The sequence below is a fragment of the Burkholderia sp. BCC1996 genome (genome assembly GCF_905339955.1).
In the GTDB taxonomy this organism is placed as follows: domain Bacteria; phylum Pseudomonadota; class Gammaproteobacteria; order Burkholderiales; family Burkholderiaceae; genus Burkholderia.
In genome coordinates, this window is record NZ_CAJPHM010000004.1 from 76,402 (window position 1) to 94,966 (window position 18,565).

Here is an 18,565-nt window from a genome sequence, read left to right on the forward strand (position 1 = left end):
GGGCGCGCGGCGGTACGATCCGCGCGAAGCGGACCTGTACGGCATTGCCGGTCGGGGGTGGCCGGCGAGCGGGTGGAGGCGATTCGAGGCGTTCCGGCTGCGCCGGGCGTCGGCCGTCGGCCGAACGCGGCAGCACGCGACAGTTGAAACGGGCACTGTGTTTTTGTACAGTATCGGCACCGTGAATCCGACCATCATCCCGCCTGCCGATCCGCGCGGGTCGCCGCCCGGCGACGCGCCGTCGCGCGTGCGCAAGATCATCCACTGCGACTGCGACTGCTTTTACGCGTCGGTCGAGATGCGCGACGACCCGTCGCTGCGCAACCGGCCGCTCGCCGTCGGCGGCCGGCCCGACCAGCGCGGCGTGATCGCGACCTGCAACTACGAGGCGCGGCGCTACGGCGTGCATTCCGCGATGTCGTCGGCGCTCGCGATGCGCAAGTGTCCGGACCTGCTGATCCTGCCGTCCGCGATGGACAAGTACCGTGCGGCGTCGCGGCAGATCATGGCGATCTATCGCGACTACACGCACGACGTCGAGCCGCTGTCGCTCGACGAGGCGTACCTCGACGTCAGCGGTTCGCAGCTGTGCCAGGGCAGCGCCACGCTGATTGCGCGGGAGATTCGCCAGCGCGTGTACGACACGGTCGGCGTGACGGTGTCGGCGGGTGTCGCGCCGAACAAGTTCATCGCGAAGATCGCGTCCGACTGGAACAAGCCCGACGGCCTGTTCGTCGTGCGCCCGCACGAAGTCGATGCGTTCGTCGCGGCGCTGCCGGTGCGCAAGCTGCACGGCGTCGGCCAGGTGACGGCCGCGCGGCTCGACCGGCTGGGCATCCAGACCTGCGCGCAGTTGCGCGGCTGGTCGCTGATCGACCTGCATCGCGAGTTCGGTGCGTTCGGCCGGCGGCTGTACCAGCTGGCGCGCGGCATCGACGAGCGGCCGGTGCGGGCCGACCAGGAGCGCAAGTCGGTCAGCGTCGAGACGACCTACGTGACCGACCTGACGACGCTCGAGCAATGCGCGGACGAGATCCGCCGCCTCGTCGTGCAGCTCGACGCGCGCATCGCACGCGCGGGCGCGGCCCGCACGATCCGCAAGCTCTACGTGAAGATCCGCTTCGCCGATTTCCAGCGTACGACGGTCGAGTGCGTGGCCGACGCGACGAATGCGCAGACGGCCGTCACGCTGCTCGCGAAGGGGCTGCAACGGCGCGCGCAGGCCGTGCGGTTGCTCGGCGTGGGCGTGCGCATCGACGAGGACACGGCCGAACGTCACGGGCAGTTTTCGCTGTTCGATGACGATGCGGACGAGGGGGCTGATACTGACGCCGCTGCCGCTGCCGCTGCCGCCGCCGCTGCCGCTGCCGCTGCCGCTGCCGCTGCCGCTGCCGCTGCCGCTGCCGCTGCCAACGCCAACGCCAACGCCAACGCCAACGCCAACGCCAACGCCAACGCGGCAACCGACGCAACCGACGCAACCGACGCAACCGACGCAACCGACCCGAACGACGTGAACGGCGCGAACGAGGCGAACGAGGCGAACGAGGCGAACACCGCCAACGACAAACCTCCCACGCCATGAAAAAAGGCACCGCCGCAGCGGTGCCTTTCGATGCAACCGGACAAGCCGGACAGCGCGCGCTCAGTGCGCGGGCGAGGCCATCCCGTTGTGACGCAGCAGCGCGTCGATTTCCGGCTCGCGGCCGCGGAACGCCTTGAACGAATCCATCGCCGGCCGGCTGCCGCCGACTTCGAGGATTTCGCGGCGATAGCGCGTGCCGGTCGCCGCGTCGAGCACGCTGCCGCTGGCGGCGGCCGCTTCCTCGAACGCCGCGTACGCGTCGGCCGACAGCACCTCGGCCCACTTGTAGCTGTAGTAGCCGGCCGCATAGCCGCCCGCGAAGATGTGGCTGAACGTGTTCGGCCAGCGCGAGAACGCGGCCTGCGGGATCACGTGGTAGCGCTCGTTGATCTCGCGCGCGAACGCATTCACGCCGGTCGTGCCGGCCGGGTCGAAGTCGACGTGCAGCAGCATGTCGAACATCGAGAACACGATCTGGCGCAGCGTGCCGAGGCCGCTCTGGAAGTTCTTCGCGGCGATCATCTTGTCGAACAGCTCGCGCGGCAGCGCGGCGCCCGTATCGACGTGCGACGACATCGACGACAGCACGTCCCATTCCCAGCAGAAGTTTTCCATGAACTGCGACGGCAGCTCGACCGCATCCCATTCGACGCCGTTGATGCCCGACACGCCGAGCTCGTCGACGCGCGTGAGCATGTGATGCAGCCCGTGGCCGAATTCATGGAACAGCGTGATGACCTCGTCGTGCGTGAAGCAGGCGGGCTTGCCGCCGACGGGTGCCGAGAAGTTGCAGGTCAGGTACGCGACCGGCGTCTGCACGGCGTCGCCGCGCTTGGCGCGCGCACGCGCATCGTCCATCCACGCGCCGCCGCGCTTGCCTTCGCGTGCGTACAGGTCGAGATAGAACTGCGCGACGAGCGAGCCGTCGCGGTTCTCCACGCGGAAGAAGCGCACGTCCTTGTGCCACACCGGTGCGTCGTCCGGCTTGATCCGCACGCCGAACAGCGTTTCGGTGACGTTGAACAGGCCCTTCAGCACGGCCGGTTCCGGGAAGTACTGCTTGACCTCGTTTTCCGAGAACGCGTAGCGTTGCTGACGCAGCCGCTCGGCCGCGAACGCGACGTCCCACGGGGCGAGCTCGGTCAGGCCGAGTTCCTTCGCGGCGAACGCGCGCAGTTCGTCCCAGTCCTTGTCCGCGTGCGGACGCGCGCGCGTCGCGAGATCCTCGAGGAACGCGATCACCTGTTGCGGCGATTCGGCCATCTTCGGCGCGAGCGACACTTCGGCGAAGTTGCGGTAGCCGAGCATCTGCGCCTCTTCGCGGCGCAGCTTCAGTTCGTCCGCGACGATCGCCGTGTTGTCCCACTCGGCCTTGCCGCCGCCGTATTGCGGCCCGAGTTCGGACGCGCGCGTCGCATACGCGCGGTACAGCGTCTCGCGCATCGCACGGTTCTCGGCGTACTGCAGCACCGGGAAGTAGGACGGAAAGTGCAGCGTGAACTTCCAGCCTTCCTTGCCTTCCTTCTGCGCGGCCTCGCGGGCCGCTTCGATCGCGTCGCCCGGCAGGCCGGCCAGCTCGGCCTCGTCCTGCGCGAAATACGCATACGCGTTGGTCGCGTCGAGCACGTGGTCGGAGAATGCCTTCGACAGCGCGGCCTGCTGCTCCTGCAATTCCGCGAAACGCGGCTTCTGATCCTCGGGCAGCTCGGCGCCCGACAGGCGGAAATCGCGCAGGGCGTTGTCGAGGATCTTCTTGCGCTCGGCGGACAGCGTCGCGTATTCGGCGCTCGCGGCGATCGCCTTGTACTTCTCGTACAGCGCGAGGTTCTGGCCGACGCTCGACCAGAATTCGGTCACGCGCGGCAGGTTTTCGCCGTACGCGGCGCGCAGCTCCGGCGTATCGGCGACCGCGTTCAGGTGGCCGACGACGCCCCATGCACGCCCAAGCGGCTCCGTCGCCTGCTCGACCGTCTCGACGATCGCGGCCCAGGTCGCCGGCGTGCCGGGCGCGCTCGCCGTGTCGACCGCGCGGTTGGCGGCCTCGAGCAGCGTGTCGAGCGCGGGCGTCACGTGTTCCGGACGAATCTCGCCGAAGCGGGGCAGGCCGGAGAAATCGAGGAGCGGATTGGTATTGGCGCTGGCGGACATTAAGACTCCCTGTCTGTTGCCGGATGAACCGGGGTGAAAAGGGTGAGGCGCGATGCGGCGGCGCCCGATATCGACATTATTGGGGCGCAACGCGCGCTTTCCAATCGTTAGTTTCTAACGAGGCGATTGGCGCTGGGCGACGCGGAGCCCGAAAGGGTCGAAAGGGGCGGAATGAAGCGGAGCGCGGCAGTGTGGCAGGGCGCTGACGCGGCCGCGACGGGCGGCCGACGGGACGCCGGCGCACGCATGCGCGCCGGCTGGACGGGCAAGAGGGGCGAAGGCGCTCAGGCGGCCGCGGCGGCGCGCTCGGCGGCTTCGATCGTGTTGATCAGCAGCATCGTGATGGTCATCGGGCCGACGCCGCCCGGCACCGGCGTGATGTGGCCGGCGACTTCCTTCACGCCGGCGAAGTCGACGTCGCCGCACAGCTTGCCCGCGTCGTCGCGGTTCATGCCGACGTCGATCACCGTCGCACCGGGCTTGACCATGTCTGCCGTCAGGATGTTGCGCTTGCCGACCGCGGCGACCACGACGTCCGCCTGGCGCGTGTGCGCGGCGAGGTCGCGCGTCTTGCTGTGGCAGATCGTCACGGTCGCGCCGGCTTCGAGCAGCAGCATCGCCATCGGCTTGCCGACGATGTTCGAGCGGCCGATCACGACGGCGTTGGCGCCTTGCAGCGGGATGCCGTGCGCTTCGAACATCTTCATCACGCCGTACGGCGTGCACGGGCGGAACAGCGGCTTGCCCGTCATCAGTGCGCCGGCGTTCGCGACGTGGAAGCCGTCGACGTCCTTCTCCGGCGCGATCGCCTCGATCACCTTGTGGCTGTCGATGTGCGCGGGCAGCGGCAGCTGGACCAGGATGCCGTGGATCTTCGGGTCGCGGTTCAGTTCATCGATGCGCGCGAGCAGGTCGGCTTCCGACAGCGTGTCCGGATACGCATCCTTCTGCGAGAAGAAGCCGTTGTCCTCGCACGCCTTGATCTTGTTGCGCACGTAGACTTCGCTCGCCGGGTTGGCGCCGACGAGGATCACCGCGAGGCCGGGCTGGTGGCCGCGTGCGGTCAGGGCGGCGGCACGTTCGGCGGCCTGCGCGCGCAAGGTCTTCGAGAGGGCGTTGCCGTCGATGAGGAGGGCTGTCATGGTGGTGGTCCTGCCGGGAAGTTGGAATGCGGGCGTGCGGCGCGCGAAACGCCGCAGCAAAACACGCAATTATACCGGTCGCCTGCCGTCGTCCGACAGCGAATACAAGGAAAGCGTCATGGCGGCGGTGCCGGCGCCCCGGGAGGCGGCGCCGGACCGTGCCGCGCGAGTGGGCCGCATCGCGCGGCGCGGCGGTGCGGCCGGCCGGGCAGGCGCCCGGCGGCCGCGCGCAACGTTCAGGCCTGCTTCTTCGACAGCGCGAGGCGCAGCAGATCGGCGACCGTGTTGACGTTGAGCTTTTCCATGATGTTCGCGCGGTGCGCTTCGACCGTCTTGATGCTGATCCCGAGATCGTCGGCGATCTGCTTGTTCAGGCGGCCGGCGATGATCCGCTCGAGCACCTGCTGCTCGCGCGCGGTCAGCTTCGACAGGCGCTCGCTCGCGGCGCGCTGTTCCTGGACGCTCTTGCTTTCGCTTCGGGCCTTGTCGAGCATCCGCTCGACGAGCTTGCGCAGCTCGGCCTCGTCGAACGGTTTCTCGATAAAGTCCATCGCACCCTTTTTCATCGTCGACACGGCCATCGGCACGTCGCCGTGGCCCGTGACGAAGATGATCGGCAGCGCGGCGTTGTCGGCGATCAGGCGCTCCTGCAGCTCGAGGCCGCTCATGCCCGACATCCGCACGTCGAGGATCAGGCAGGCGATCTGGCCGGCCTGCTGCGCCGGCTGGTACGCATCGAGGAACTGCTCGGCGCTCGAGAAACATTGCACGCGATAGCCGTTCGCCTCCAGCAGCCAGCGCAGCGAGTCCCGTACGGCTTCGTCGTCGTCGACGACGAAGACAGTTTCCTGAGTGGTGGTGACAGGGCTATTCATAGTTCTCCCGTAACGGTATGTGATGCCGATGCCTCGCGCCCCCCTTGGCCGAGATCAGCGGGTTCCCCAATGGGCAGGCTGCAGTGGAATGTCGCGCCGGAAATGCGGCCGTCCGGTTCGACATTGTTGACCACCCACAGACGCCCCCGATGCGATTCGATGATCGAACGGCAGATGTTCAGCCCCATGCCCATGCCGTCGGACTTGGTGCTGTAAAACGGTTCAAACAGGCGTTCGGCGGTCGCTTCGTCGACGCCCGGACCCTGGTCGATCACGCGGATGTCGACGAAACCCGCATCGATGTCGGCGACGACGCGGATCACGCCGTCCGCCGACGCCGGCTTCACGTCGGCCATCGCCTCGGCCGCGTTCTTCATCAGGTTCACGAGCACCTGCTCGATCAGCACGGGGTCGACATAAATAATAGGCATTCTTGCGAGGATTTCCGTGACGATCCGGATCCTGCGCTTCCTGGCCTCGATTTCGGCGAGCCCGACTGCGTCGGCGACGATGTCCGCGACCCGCGCCGGCTGGCGCTTCGGCTCGCTGCGCTTCACGAATTCGCGGATCCGCTTGACGATCATCCCCGCGCGCAGCGCCTGCTGCGCGGTCTTTTCCAGTGCGGGCTGCAGCGTCTCGGGCGTGCCGCGGCCGCTCTTCACGAGCGCGAGCGTGCCCGAGCAATAGTTGTTGATCGCGGCGAGCGGCTGATTCAATTCGTGTGCAATCGACGACGCCATTTCACCCATCGTCATCAATCGGCTCGTGAACTGCAGCTTCTCTTCCTGCTGGTGCGCGAGTTCCTGCGCCTTCTTGCGGGTCGTGATGTCGGTCGCGATCTGCATCTGCGCGAGGTGGCCGTCCACCCACTGGATGTACTGGCGGCGCACCTCGAACCACTTCTGGATGCTCTCGACGTACACCTCCTGCGCGTCTGCCGTGCTGCTCGTCAGCGCGGCGGCCGGCAGGCCCGCGAACGCATCGACCATGTCGATCGAGTCGGACGACGCCTGCGCGCGGTCGAAGCCGCCGCCCGACAGCTCGAGGTGGCCGTCCGGGCGGATCCCGAACAGGTGGCGGTAGTAGCGGTTCGCGAACAGCAGCTCGGCTTCGTCGGCGGCCAGCACCGATACCGCGGCGTCGAGGCTTTCGAGCACCGTCGTGAAGCGCTCGTGCGCGGCCGCGAGTTCCTCGCGCGCGCGCTTCGGCTCGGTGATGTCGGTCATCGACGACATCCAGCCGGTCTGGCGGCCCGAGCTGTCGATCAGCGGCGAAACGTAGAGGCGCGCATGGAACAGCGTGCCGTTCTTGCGCCGCACGCGCAGCTCGAAGCCCGAGCTCGGTGCCTTGCCGCGCAGCGTCATGTCGAGCTGGCGCTGCATTTCGGGATACGAGTCGCGCGGCCAGTAGGGGAACGGTGCGACCTTGCCGACGAGGTCGGTTTCATCCCAGCCCGTCATCCGGCAGAACGCGGGGTTCACGTGCGTGATGCGGCCGTGCATGTCGAGCACGCGCATGCCGATCAGCACCGAATTCTCCATCGCGCGGCGGAAGAACGCCTCCGCATACAGCGCCTGCTGTGCCTCGAAGCGTTGGCGCGTGTGCTTCCACAGGCTCCAGAGGCTCCACAGCACGAAGCACGACAGGCCGGCCACGAGCCACACGAGCGTGTTGTTGGTCAGGTTCGTGAGCTGCGGGAACGCGTACACGCGCACGGTCAGCCCCTGGCCGGGCGGGTCGAGCGGCAGGTCGTAGTGGGAGTCGCGCGGCAGGCGCGGGCGCGTCGACGTGGACGACAGCTCGCGGTTGTTCGAGTCGGTGATCGAGATCTTGTACTTCGACGACAGCTCCTGCGGGATGTCGTGCTTCAGGATCCCTTCGACCGAGAACACCGCGGCGAGCGAGCCGAGATATTCGCGGTCGCCGCGCATCACGGGCGTCTGCAGCGTGATGAAGCCGTTGCCGAAGTCGTCGTAGATCAGCGGCGAATAGGCCTGGCGGCGCGTGCTGCGCGCTTCGTCGTACGCGCCGCGCACGGCGTCCTGCATCTGCGCGTCGCCGGGTTTCGCGAGCCGCTGGCCGAGCAGCGGAGGATGCACGGTCGGCCAGCGCTGCACGCCGGGCGCGGTGTACCAGTTCAGATAGAGGATTTCCGGATGCGTCTGCATCACGTCGGCGACGGCCATCTGGAATGCGTTCTGGTCGAGGCGGCCGGACGCGAGATCGCGCGACAGCGCCTGCAGCTGCTCCTGCGCGCCCGTCATCGACAGGCGGATCTGCTGCTGCGCCCACGCGACGTTACGGAACAGGGTGTCTTCCTGCTGCTGCTGTTCGCGGCGATTGAGGCTCCATAGAATGAGGCTCATCACCACGAGGAACACGAGGATCGACAGCAGCGGCGTCAGCAAATAGGAATTGGACCACCACGGTCCGTGGTGCCAGCGGGACGGCTGCGACTCCGCCGGCGGGCCCGACGGTCGCGCCGAGCGTGCGAAAAGCCGATCGGTCAACATGGCAGGATTGTAGCGCAGCGCAATACATGGAAAACCTATACCGGATATGTTGAACGGAAACGGATTTATGCCCGCGGCGCGTGCCGGAGAGGCCCGCCGCAAGGGTGCAGCGCAGCAATATTCCGCATTACGAGAAAAGATCTCATAATTCGAAAATTCTGTTGCGCGGGGCCGGCGACGCTCATTACAATCCGTCGGAGCTTGCCCGCAGGCCGCGCCGCGTCGTCTGCACGAGAGCGATCCTCACATTCCAGGACCCAGGAGACGAGAATGTCCGCTGTACCGAACGAAGTGATGAAATATGTCGCCGCCGAACGTGACGACGACCCGCAAGAAACCGTTGAATGGCTCGAGTCGCTCGACGGCGTGATCTCCTCGGTGGGCACCGGCCGCGCGCATTACCTGATCGAAAAGCAGATCGAGTTCGCCCGCATGCACGGCGAACACCTGCCGTTCTCCGCCAACACCCCGTACATCAACACGATCCCGGTCGAAGCCCAGGCGAAGATTCCGGGCGACCAGGACCTCGAGCACCGCATCCGTTCGTACACGCGCTGGAACGCGCTGGCGATGGTGCTGCGCGCCGGCAAGGACACGAACGTCGGCGGCCACATCGCGTCGTTCGCATCGGCCGCGACGCTCTATGACGTCGGCTACAACCACTTCTGGCACGCGGCGTCCGACCAGCACGGCGGCGATCTCGTGTTCGTGCAGGGCCACTCGTCGCCGGGCGTGTACTCGCGCGCGTTCCTGCTCGGCCGCCTGTCGGAAGAGCAGCTCGACAACTTCCGCCAGGAAGTCGACGGCAAGGGCATCTCGTCGTACCCGCACCCGTGGCTGATGCCGGACTTCTGGCAGTTCCCGACGGTGTCGATGGGTCTCGGCCCGATCATGGCGATCTACCAGGCACGCTTCATGAAGTACCTGGAATCGCGCGGCATCGCGAAGACCGCCGGCCGCAAGGTCTGGGCGTTCCTCGGCGACGGCGAGACGGACGAGCCGGAATCGCTCGGCGCGATCGGCATGGCGAGCCGCGAGAAGCTCGACAACCTCGTGTTCGTGATCAACTGCAACCTGCAGCGTCTCGACGGCCCGGTGCGCGGCAACGGCAAGATCATCCAGGAACTGGAATCGGAATTCCGCGGCGCCGGCTGGAACGTGATCAAGGTCATCTGGGGCAGCCGCTGGGATGCGCTGTTCGCACGCGACAAGACGGGCGCGCTGATGCGCCGCATGATGGAAGTCGTCGACGGCGAATACCAGACGTACAAGTCGGAGTCGGGCGCGTTCGTGCGCGAACACTTCTTCAACACGCCTGAACTGAAGGCGCTCGTCGCCGACTGGTCGGACGACGACATCTGGGCGCTGAACCGCGGCGGCCACGATCCGCACAAGATCTACGCGGCGTTCCACGAAGCGACCAACACGAAGGGCGCGCCGACCGTCATCCTCGCGAAGACCATCAAGGGCTACGGGATGGGCGAGTCGGGCCAGGCGATGAACATCACGCACCAGCAGAAGAAGCTGCCGGTCGAGCAACTGAAGAAGTTCCGTGACCAGTTCCGCCTGCCGATCACCGACGAGCAGATCGCCGACGTGCCGTACCTGAAGTTCGAGGAAGGCTCGAAGGAACTCGAATACATGCGCCAGAAGCGCATGGACCTCGGCGGCTACCTGCCGCATCGCCGCGAGAAGGCGACGTCGCTGCCGGTGCCGGCACTCGACGCATTCGAGCCGCTGCTGAAGGGCACGGGCGAAGGCCGCGAGATCTCGACGACGATGGCGTTCGTGCGGATCCTGAACATCCTGCTGAAGGACAAGGCGCTCGGCAAGCGCGTCGTGCCGATCGTCCCGGACGAATCGCGTACGTTCGGCATGGAAGGCCTGTTCCGCCAGATCGGTATCTGGAACCAGGAAGGCCAGAAGTACGTGCCGGAAGATTCCGACCAGCTGATGTTCTACAAGGAATCGGAAACCGGCCAGATCCTGCAGGAAGGCATCAACGAAGCGGGCGGCATGTGCGACTGGATCGCGGCGGCGACGTCGTATTCGACGCACGGCGAGATCATGGTGCCGTTCTACATCTTCTATTCGATGTTCGGCTTCCAGCGGATCGGCGACCTGGCATGGGCGGCGGGCGACATGCGCTCGCGCGGCTTCCTGCTCGGCGGCACCGCGGGCCGCACGACGCTGAACGGCGAAGGCCTGCAGCATGAAGACGGTCACTCGCTCCTGTGGGCCGCATCGGTGCCGAACTGCATCAGCTACGACCCGACGTTCGGCTACGAACTCGCGGTGATCGTCCAGGACGGCCTGCGCCGCATGGTGCAGGAGCAGGAAGACGTCTACTACTACATCACGGTGATGAACGAGAACTACGAGCACCCGGCGATTCCGCAGGGCGAGCACGTGGCGGCCGACATCATCAAGGGCATGTACGCGTTCAAGAAGGCCGACGCGGACGCGAAGGCGCCGCGCGTGCAACTGCTCGGCGCGGGCACGATCTTCAACGAAGTGATCGCTGCCGCCGACCTGCTGAAGAACGACTGGGGCGTCGCGGCCGACCTGTGGAGCGTGCCGAGCTTCACCGAACTCGCGCGTGAAGGCCACGAGATCGAGCGCTGGAACCTGCTCCATCCGACCGAGGAGCGTCGCCTGTCGCACGTGCAGAAGTGCCTGAAGGACACGCAGGGTCCGGTCATCGCATCGACCGACTACGTGCGCGCGCTGGTCGACCAGATCCGCGGCCAGATCGACCGCCGCTTCGTCGTGCTGGGCACGGACGGCTTCGGTCGTTCGGACACCCGCGAGAAGCTGCGTCACTTCTTCGAAGTCGACCGTCACTGGGTCACCGTCGCCGCGCTGAACGCGCTGGCCGACGAAGGCACGATCGAGCGCAAGGTGGTCGCGGACGCGATTGCCAAGTACAACCTCGATCCGTCCAAGCCCAACCCGATGACCGTTTAACGCACACGCGCCGTGTGATGCCGCGCGCCGCTTCCGGGAGGGGCGCGCGCGGCCATGGAGACACAAAAAGATGAGTCAAGCGATCGAAGTGAAGGTGCCGGATATCGGCGATTACAAGGACGTGCCCGTCATCGAGGTGCTCGTGAAGGTGGGTGACACGGTCGAGCCCGAGCAGTCGCTCGTCACGCTCGAGTCGGACAAGGCGACGATGGACGTCCCGAGCCCGGCAGCCGGCACGGTCAAGGAAGTGAAGATCAAGGTGGGCGATTCCGTGTCGGAAGGCTCGCTGATCGTCCTGCTCGAAGGCGGCGCCGCGGCGCAGGTGAACGGTGCGGCCGCGCCAGCAGCAGCCCCGGCTCCGGCGGCAGCGCCCGCACCGGCACCGGCTGCAGCCGCGCCGGCTGCCGCGCCGGCAGCGTCGGGCGGCACGCTCGAGGTGAAGGTGCCCGACATCGGCGACTACAAGGACGTCCCGGTGATCGAGATCGGCGTGAAGGTCGGCGACACGGTCGAGAAGGAGCAGTCGCTCGTCACGCTCGAGTCCGACAAGGCGACGATGGACGTGCCGAGCCCGGCCGCCGGCGTCGTGAAGGAAATCAAGGTCAAGGTGGGCGATTCGGTGTCCGAAGGCACGCTGATCGTGCTGCTCGACGCCGCTGGCGGCGCGCCTGCCGCCGCGCCGCAGGCGAGCGCACCGGCTCCGGCCGCTGCCGCGCCGGCACCCGCCGCCGCACCGGCACCCGCGAAGGCTGCGCCGGCTCCGGCTGCTGCTGCCGCGCCGGCCGCCGCAGCGTCGGGCGAGTACCGCGCGAGCCACGCATCGCCGTCCGTGCGCAAGTTCGCGCGCGAACTCGGCGTGGAGGTCGCACGCGTGCAGGGTAGCGGTCCGAAGGGCCGCATCACGAAGGACGACATCACCGGCTTCGTGAAGGGCGTGATGACGGGCCAGCGCGCGGCACCGGCCGCGGCAGCCGCGCCGGCAGGCGGCGGCGAGCTGAACCTGCTGCCGTGGCCGAAGGTCGACTTCTCGAAGTTCGGCCCGTTCGAGGCGAAGCCGCTGTCGCGCATCAAGAAGATCTCGGGCGCGAACCTGCATCGCAACTGGGTGATGATCCCGCACGTCACGAACAACGACGAAGCGGACATCACCGAGCTCGAAGCGCTGCGCGTGCAGCTGAACAAGGAGCACGAGAAGGCGGGCGTGAAGTTCACGATGCTCGCGTTCGTGATCAAGGCGGTCGTCGCCGCGCTGAAGAAGTTCCCGACCTTCAACGCGAGCCTCGACGGCGACAACCTGGTGTTCAAGCAGTACTACCACGTCGGTTTTGCCGCGGACACGCCGAACGGCCTCGTCGTGCCGGTGATCCGCGACGCGGACAAGAAGGGCCTCGTCGACATCGCGAAGGAAATGGCCGAGCTGTCGAAGGCCGCGCGCGACGGCAAGCTGAAGCCGGACCAGATGCAGGGCGGCTGCTTCTCGATCTCGTCGCTCGGCGGGATCGGCGGCACCAACTTCACGCCGATCATCAACGCGCCGGAAGTCGCGATCCTCGGGTTGTCGCGCGGGCAGATGAAGCCGGTTTGGGACGGCAAGCAGTTCGTGCCTCGACTCACGCTGCCGCTGTCGCTGTCGTATGACCATCGCGTCATCGATGGCGCGGAAGCCGCGCGGTTCAATGCGTATCTCGGCGCGTTGCTGGCCGATTTCCGTCGCATCATTCTTTGATGAGCGTGGGAGTGGCTCGCGGGGGCGTGGGTTTTGTGTCGGTCATCCATGCCTCGTCGTTGAACCTGTTTCGCTAACGGTCTATTAGCGTCGCCCCTGCGCGGGGCGGCGGTCACTTTTCTTTGTCTTCCAAAGAAAAGTAACCAAAAGAAAGGCGCGTCCTTGGGCGGACGGCAAAGGTGGTCCTGCCCAGGTTCGCGTTCTTTTGTCAGGCCGTAGTCGGTTCTTGTGCGAGTTCCTCCCCCTCTGTCTGCAGCTAATCAAGAAGGGGACAGTAATGAGTCTCATCGAAGTCAAGGTTCCGGATATCGGCGATTTCAGCGGCGTCGATGTCATCGAAGTCAACGTGAAGCCGGGCGACGTGATCGAAAAAGAGCAGACGCTCATCACGCTCGAATCGGACAAAGCCTCCATGGAAGTGCCCAGCGACGTCGCCGGCACGGTCAAGGAAGTCAAGGTCAAGGCCGGCGAGAAAGTCTCGCAAGGCACCGTGATCGCCATCGTCGAAGCAGCGGCAGGCGCAGCCGCGCCCGCGAAAGCAGCCGAACCCGCAAAGGCCGCAGCACCGGCTCCGGCCGCCGCGCCCGCCGCCGCCCCGGCCGTCGCTCCGCAAGCCGGCAGCTACAGCGGCTCCGCCGACATCGAATGCGACATGCTCGTGCTCGGCGCCGGCCCCGGCGGCTACTCGGCCGCGTTCCGCTCAGCCGACCTCGGCATGAAGACGGTGCTCGTCGAACGCTACTCGACGCTCGGCGGCGTCTGCCTGAACGTCGGCTGCATCCCGTCGAAGGCGCTGCTGCACACGGCGCTCGTCATCGACGAAGCCGCGGCGCTCGCGTCGCACGGCATCTCGTTCGGCAAGCCGGAAGTCGATCTCGACAAGCTGCGCGACTTCAAGGGCGGCGTCGTCAAGAAGCTGACGACGGGCCTCGCCGGCATGGCGAAGGCGCGCAAGGTCGAAGTGGTCACCGGCGTCGGCGCGTTCGTCGATCCGTATCACATGGAAGTGCAGGGCGAAAACGGCAAGAAGGTCGTCAAGTTCAAGCAGGCAATCATCGCCGCCGGCTCGCAGGCGGTGAAGCTGCCGTTCATGCCGGAAGACCCGCGCGTCGTCGATTCGACGGGCGCGCTCGAACTGCGCCAGCTGCCCAAGCGCATGCTCGTGATCGGCGGCGGCATCATCGGCCTCGAAATGGCGACTGTGTACGCGACGCTCGGCGCCGAGATCGACGTCGTCGAAATGATGGACGGCCTGATGATGGGCGCGGACCGCGATCTCGTGAAGGTCTGGGAAAAGTACAACGCGAAGCGCTTCGGCAACGTGATGCTGAAGACCAAGACGGTCGGCGCGGAAGCGAAGGAAGACGGCATCTACGTGAAGTTCGAGGGCGAGAAGGCGCCGGCGGAAGCGCAGCGCTACGACCTCGTGCTGGTGGCGGTGGGCCGCAGCCCGAACGGCAAGAAGATCGGTGCCGACAAGGCAGGCGTGGCCGTCACCGACCGCGGCTTCATCGACGTCGACAAGCAGATGCGCACGAACGTCCCGCACATCTTCGCGATCGGCGACATCGTCGGCCAGCCGATGCTCGCGCACAAGGCCGTGCATGAAGGCCACGTCGCAGCGGAAGCCGCGCACGGCGAAAAGGCGTACTTCGACGCGCTGCAGATCCCGTCGGTGGCGTACACCGATCCGGAAGTGGCGTGGGCCGGCAAGACGGAAGACCAGTGCAAGGCCGAAGGCATCAAGTACGGCAAGGCCGTGTTCCCGTGGGCCGCATCGGGCCGCGCGATCGCGAACGGCCGCGACGAAGGCTTCACGAAGCTGATCTTCGACGAGGAAACCCATCGCGTGATCGGCGGCGGGATCGTCGGCCTGAACGCGGGCGACCTGATCAGCGAAGTGTGTCTCGCAGTCGAGATGGGCGCGGACGCGGAAGACATCGGCAAGACGATCCATCCGCACCCGACGCTCGGCGAATCGATCGGCATGGCCGCGGAACTGTACGAAGGCGTCTGTACGGACCTGCCGCCGCAACGCAAGAAGTAACGCGATCGGCACGGCCGGCCTCGCGCCGGCCACGAAAAACGCCGCCGCCCGGGATACCCGGACGGCGGCGTTTTCTTTTGCCCGCGGCCGACGGCAGTGCCCGGTCCGTGCCGCGCCATCGCGCCGGCGCCACCGGGATGCCCGGATGCCCGGATGTTCCGTCGCCGGAAACAAAAAAGCCGCGCAGTGCGCGGCTTTGTCAGGAGCAGGGGACGCTTACGCGGCCGGCTTGCTCGAACGGCGCGATGCAGCAGCGCTCGCAGCCTTCGTCGCGACAGCGGCAGCCGCGTTGAAGTTCGTTTCGGCGATCTCGACGGCTTGCTTGGCAGCCTTCTGGACCGTTTCGTACGTCGTGTTCGCAGCGTTCAGTGCCGACTTCAGTGCGGCGACAGCCGTTTCCGAGCCGGCCGGAGCGTTCTTCGCGACGTTGTCGACGAGTGCCTGGACCTTCTTGTTCTGCTCTTCGAATTGCGCTTCGGCAACCTTCGCGAACTCGGCTTGCGTCGACGACGCGATTTCATACAGGTGACGGCTGTACGACAGCACCTTTTCCGCGACCGGCTGCGACAGGCTCGCCTGCAGCGCGATCAGTTCCTGTGCGTCCTTCACCGACAGCAGGCGCTGCGCGTTTTCCTGGCTTTCGGTCAGCGTCGACTTCACGACCTGCAGGTTGAGTTCGATCAGCTTTTCGACGCCTTCGAACGCCTTGGTCGTCAGACCGAACAGGCTTTCGAGGTTGGCTTTCTGTGCGGCGGCGATTTGCTCGGGGGTCAGCAAGGACATGTCAAGCTCCTGAAAAGCGATCACGTCGATCGCAGGGATAAAGGGCACTACGATGGGGAACCTCGGCGCCGCGTGCTTTGTGCAACGCAGCAATGAGTCATATTTTAGGGCAGAGAAAAGTCTTGTCAAGCACTTTTTGTGCATTGCACAATCACGACAAATTATCGATAAAACAACGGGTTATCGCGGCCCGTTCGGAATCGGTTTCAGACGTGTTCCCACATGGTGCGCACTTGGCCGGGGCAGGCGCGCCGCACCGTGATCATGCACAGGTAAACCTGACAGGCATGTGGAACGTTATGCTTCTGTTCCTGTCGAAAAGCGCGCCGTTTCGCGATGCGCATGCCGTGGCGACGTGCCGCCGCCGCGGTCAAGACCGGTGCCTGGTACACCGAACGCCGGATACGTACTTTCCCCGCTTTAATTCGTCGCCAAAGTGACGTTATCTCAATTAACCGCGTGGTAATTCGGGAGACGGGTACTGTCGGGCGGCGCATCCCATGAATTTTTTCGATGGGAGCGCGAGGGTTGATCGAGTCATCGTTGGTTGACCCTTACATTCCGGTTTAACGACGATCGGTAAGTGCCTAATATTGCTCTTTTTTTCAGCTTTAACTACACTTGCGGAAACCCCGCCCGCTTTGTCCAGACCCCAATGAAAGCCGAATCGTTTTCACCGCGCAGATTGTTGCAGAGCATGACGCTCGGCACGGCTGTGTCGGTCGCCGTCGCCTTGCTGGCGACCGCCGCGTCCGTCGCGCCCGCTGACGCCTTTGCCGCCACTGCGAAGACCCACCAGGCCGCCAAGAAAGCCGCTTCCTCTTCGGCAACGAAGAAGACGGTGAAGGCCGCCTCCGCGAAATCCGCCAACGTCGCGTCGGCCGATGCGCCGAAGGCGTCGCGCAAGCGCGCGACGCTCGCGTCGAACGTGCACGGCCACCGCGGCGCGGTGCGCAAGGTCGCGTTCCAGCCGCGTCGCCCGACCGTCGGCCAGGCATTCGGCCTGCACGACACGCCGGACGCGCTCGCGCTGCGCTCGAGCGTCGCGTACGTCGTCGACCAGAACACCGGCGAGTCGCTGTTCGACAAGAATTCGCTCGCCGTCGTGCCGATCGCCTCGATCTCGAAGCTGATGACGGCGATGGTCGTGCTCGACTCGAAGTCGCCGATGACCGACCAGATCGAAGTCACCGACGAAGACCGCGACTACGAGAAGGGCACGGGTTCGCGCCTGTCGGTCGGCTCGGTGCTGTCGCGCGAGGACATGCTGCACATCGCGCTGATGGCGTCGGAAAACCGCGCGGCCGCCGCGCTGTCGCGCTACTACCCGGGCGGCCGTCCGGCGTTCATCGCCGCGATGAACGCGAAGGCGAAGTCGCTGGGCATGAACGACACCCACTTCGAGAATTCGACGGGCCTGTCGAGCTCGAATGTGTCGAGCGCACGCGACCTCGTGAAGATGGTCAACGCGGCATACCAGTACCCGATGATCCGGCAGTTCTCGACCGATCGCACGTACGACGTCAATACGGGCAAGCGCAACCTGGTCTACAACAGCACGAACGCGCTGATCCGCGGCAACGGCTCGTGGGACATCGGTCTGCAGAAGACGGGCTTCATCAACGAGGCGGGCGAATGTCTCGTGATGCAGGCGACGATCCATGGCCGGCCGATGGTGATCGTGCTGCTGGATTCGTTCGGCAAGTATTCGCGCTTCGCCGACGCGGCACGCCTGCGCAACTGGCTCGACGCCGGCGGCGGCGAGCGCCTGACGGCCGCCAATACGGCGAATGGCGGCACTTGAGCGTGTCACGGCGGTTCGCCGCCGTGCCGATCGCCGCAAAGAAAAAGCCCCGCGATGCGGGGCTTTTTTTCATCCGGCGCCATGCGGCGGGCGGCGCGACTCACGCGTGCCGTTGCAGCCCTTCGGCATCCTTCGTGGGCGCGGGCCGGTAGCCGAGCGATTCCGAGATGGTCAGCGCGGTGCGGCTCAGCTGGCCGAGCCACGCGTCCTGCAGGCGGTCGGCCGGGGCCGACAGCGACAGGCCCGCGACGAGCTTGCCCGAGTCGTCGTAGATGCCGGCCGCGATGCAGCGCACGCCCAGCTCCAGTTCCTCGTTGTCCCGCGCGCACGATTGCTGGCGCACGAGTGTCAGCTCGCGCTCGAGCTTCGCGATGTCGGTGATGCTGTTCTGCGTATGGCCGGACAGCCCGGTGCGCGTCGCATACGCGCGCACGCGCGAGGTTTCGTCGACCGCGAGAAACAGTTTGCCGACCGACGTCAGATGCAGCGGCGCGCGGCCGCCGATTGCGCGGACGACCTGCATCCCCGAGCGCTCGGAATACGCGCGCTCGATATAGACGATTTCGTCGCCCTGACGCACCGACAGGTTCACGGTCTGGCCGGTCAGGCGATGCAATTCGCGCATCGGCATCAGCGCAGCGTCGCGTACCGACAGGCGCGCCTTCACGAGGTTGCCGAGCTCGAGCAGCCGCATGCCGAGCCGGTAGGTGCCGGGATCGGAGCGGTCGACGAGGCGGCAGGTCACCATGTCGTTGAGGATGCGGTGTGCGGTCGACGGATGCAGCTCCGTGCGCTGCGCAAGCTCTTTCAGGCTGACGGGGTCGCTGTGCGCGGCGAGCGCGTCCAGCAGCCGCATCATGCGTTCGATCACCTGGATCGACGTTTTGGAATCCGGGGTGGGTTGGCTCATGTCGGGGGAGAATCGGTTGACGCGTCAAGCGGTGTTGCGTCGATTGTATCTCGTATCGTGAAAAA

Annotated in this window: 11 protein-coding genes; 5 read left to right on the plus strand and 6 right to left on the minus strand. The window is 66.1% G+C overall.

Features of this window, described 5'->3' with window-relative positions; genetic code table 11:
• Nucleotides 1-157 precede the first annotated feature (157 nt).
• Nucleotides 158-1,585, plus strand: coding sequence for a DNA polymerase IV (dinB, locus tag U4Z64_RS06550; protein ID WP_321819506.1), 1,428 nt, complete (start codon nucleotides 158-160; stop codon nucleotides 1,583-1,585).
• Nucleotides 1,586-1,645: 60 nt separating this feature from the next.
• Here dinB and U4Z64_RS06555 read toward each other — a convergent pair whose 3' ends face one another.
• The 4 genes from U4Z64_RS06555 to fixL all read right to left on the minus strand — a co-directional run bounded on the left by U4Z64_RS06555 (nucleotide 1,646) and on the right by fixL (nucleotide 8,263).
• Entirely contained in the window at nucleotides 1,646-3,733 is a 2,088-nt protein-coding gene (locus tag U4Z64_RS06555) for a M3 family metallopeptidase (protein ID WP_321819507.1), read from the minus strand.
• 284 nt (nucleotides 3,734-4,017) lie between these two features.
• A complete protein-coding gene (gene folD / locus U4Z64_RS06560) occupies nucleotides 4,018-4,875 on the minus strand; it encodes a bifunctional methylenetetrahydrofolate dehydrogenase/methenyltetrahydrofolate cyclohydrolase FolD (RefSeq protein WP_044849112.1) in 858 nt (285 codons plus the stop codon).
• Between the two features lie 236 nt (nucleotides 4,876-5,111).
• Nucleotides 5,112-5,750 carry an oxygen response regulator transcription factor FixJ gene (gene fixJ, locus U4Z64_RS06565; RefSeq protein ID WP_006493245.1) on the minus strand — a complete coding sequence of 213 codons (639 nt, stop codon included), beginning with the start codon at nucleotides 5,748-5,750 and terminating at the stop codon, nucleotides 5,112-5,114.
• Nucleotides 5,747-8,263 carry an oxygen sensor histidine kinase FixL gene (gene fixL, locus U4Z64_RS06570; RefSeq protein ID WP_124488317.1) on the minus strand — a complete coding sequence of 839 codons (2,517 nt, stop codon included), beginning with the start codon at nucleotides 8,261-8,263 and terminating at the stop codon, nucleotides 5,747-5,749. The genes fixJ and fixL overlap by 4 nt, the downstream gene beginning before the upstream one ends.
• Before the next feature lie 270 nt (nucleotides 8,264-8,533).
• On the opposite strand from fixL, the gene aceE reads away from it, so the two are divergent.
• The 3 genes from aceE to lpdA all read left to right on the plus strand — a co-directional run bounded on the left by aceE (nucleotide 8,534) and on the right by lpdA (nucleotide 15,003).
• Nucleotides 8,534-11,230, plus strand: a complete 2,697-nt coding sequence (gene aceE / locus U4Z64_RS06575; RefSeq protein WP_044849249.1) for a pyruvate dehydrogenase (acetyl-transferring), homodimeric type — start codon at nucleotides 8,534-8,536, stop codon at nucleotides 11,228-11,230.
• A gap of 70 nt (nucleotides 11,231-11,300) precedes the next feature.
• A complete protein-coding gene (aceF, locus tag U4Z64_RS06580; protein WP_321819508.1) occupies nucleotides 11,301-12,956 on the plus strand; it encodes a dihydrolipoyllysine-residue acetyltransferase in 1,656 nt (551 codons plus the stop codon).
• A 277-nt stretch (nucleotides 12,957-13,233) separates the two neighbouring features.
• Nucleotides 13,234-15,003, plus strand: coding sequence for a dihydrolipoyl dehydrogenase (gene lpdA / locus U4Z64_RS06585; RefSeq protein WP_321819509.1), 1,770 nt, complete (start codon nucleotides 13,234-13,236; stop codon nucleotides 15,001-15,003).
• Nucleotides 15,004-15,219: 216 nt separating this feature from the next.
• Here lpdA and U4Z64_RS06590 read toward each other — a convergent pair whose 3' ends face one another.
• Nucleotides 15,220-15,786, minus strand: coding sequence for a phasin family protein (locus U4Z64_RS06590; RefSeq protein ID WP_044848197.1), 567 nt, complete (start codon nucleotides 15,784-15,786; stop codon nucleotides 15,220-15,222).
• Nucleotides 15,787-16,441: 655 nt separating this feature from the next.
• On the opposite strand from U4Z64_RS06590, the gene pbpG reads away from it, so the two are divergent.
• Nucleotides 16,442-17,590, plus strand: coding sequence for a D-alanyl-D-alanine endopeptidase (gene pbpG, locus U4Z64_RS06595; protein ID WP_321809272.1), 1,149 nt, complete (start codon nucleotides 16,442-16,444; stop codon nucleotides 17,588-17,590).
• 100 nt (nucleotides 17,591-17,690) lie between these two features.
• On the opposite strand, the gene U4Z64_RS06600 is transcribed toward pbpG, so the two are convergent.
• Nucleotides 17,691-18,500: an IclR family transcriptional regulator gene (locus tag U4Z64_RS06600; protein WP_124488314.1), complete on the minus strand. Its 810-nt coding sequence runs from the start codon at nucleotides 18,498-18,500 to the stop codon at nucleotides 17,691-17,693.
• Nucleotides 18,501-18,565 lie beyond the last annotated feature (65 nt).

Bases quoted from the DNA above. Each gene is read 5' to 3' on its own strand.
- aceF (WP_321819508.1), top strand. From the start codon at position 11,301: ATGAGTCAAGCGATCGAAGTGAAGGTGCCGGATATCGGCGATTACAAG.
- U4Z64_RS06600 (WP_124488314.1), bottom strand. From the start codon at position 18,500: ATGAGCCAACCCACCCCGGATTCCAAAACGTCGATCCAGGTGATCGAA.
- pbpG (WP_321809272.1), top strand. From the start codon at position 16,442: ATGAAAGCCGAATCGTTTTCACCGCGCAGATTGTTGCAGAGCATGACG.
- folD (WP_044849112.1), bottom strand. From the start codon at position 4,875: ATGACAGCCCTCCTCATCGACGGCAACGCCCTCTCGAAGACCTTGCGC.
- U4Z64_RS06590 (WP_044848197.1), bottom strand. From the start codon at position 15,786: ATGTCCTTGCTGACCCCCGAGCAAATCGCCGCCGCACAGAAAGCCAAC.
- fixJ (WP_006493245.1), bottom strand. From the start codon at position 5,750: ATGAATAGCCCTGTCACCACCACTCAGGAAACTGTCTTCGTCGTCGAC.
- fixL (WP_124488317.1), bottom strand. From the start codon at position 8,263: ATGTTGACCGATCGGCTTTTCGCACGCTCGGCGCGACCGTCGGGCCCG.
- aceE (WP_044849249.1), top strand. From the start codon at position 8,534: ATGTCCGCTGTACCGAACGAAGTGATGAAATATGTCGCCGCCGAACGT.
- lpdA (WP_321819509.1), top strand. From the start codon at position 13,234: ATGAGTCTCATCGAAGTCAAGGTTCCGGATATCGGCGATTTCAGCGGC.
- U4Z64_RS06555 (WP_321819507.1), bottom strand. From the start codon at position 3,733: ATGTCCGCCAGCGCCAATACCAATCCGCTCCTCGATTTCTCCGGCCTG.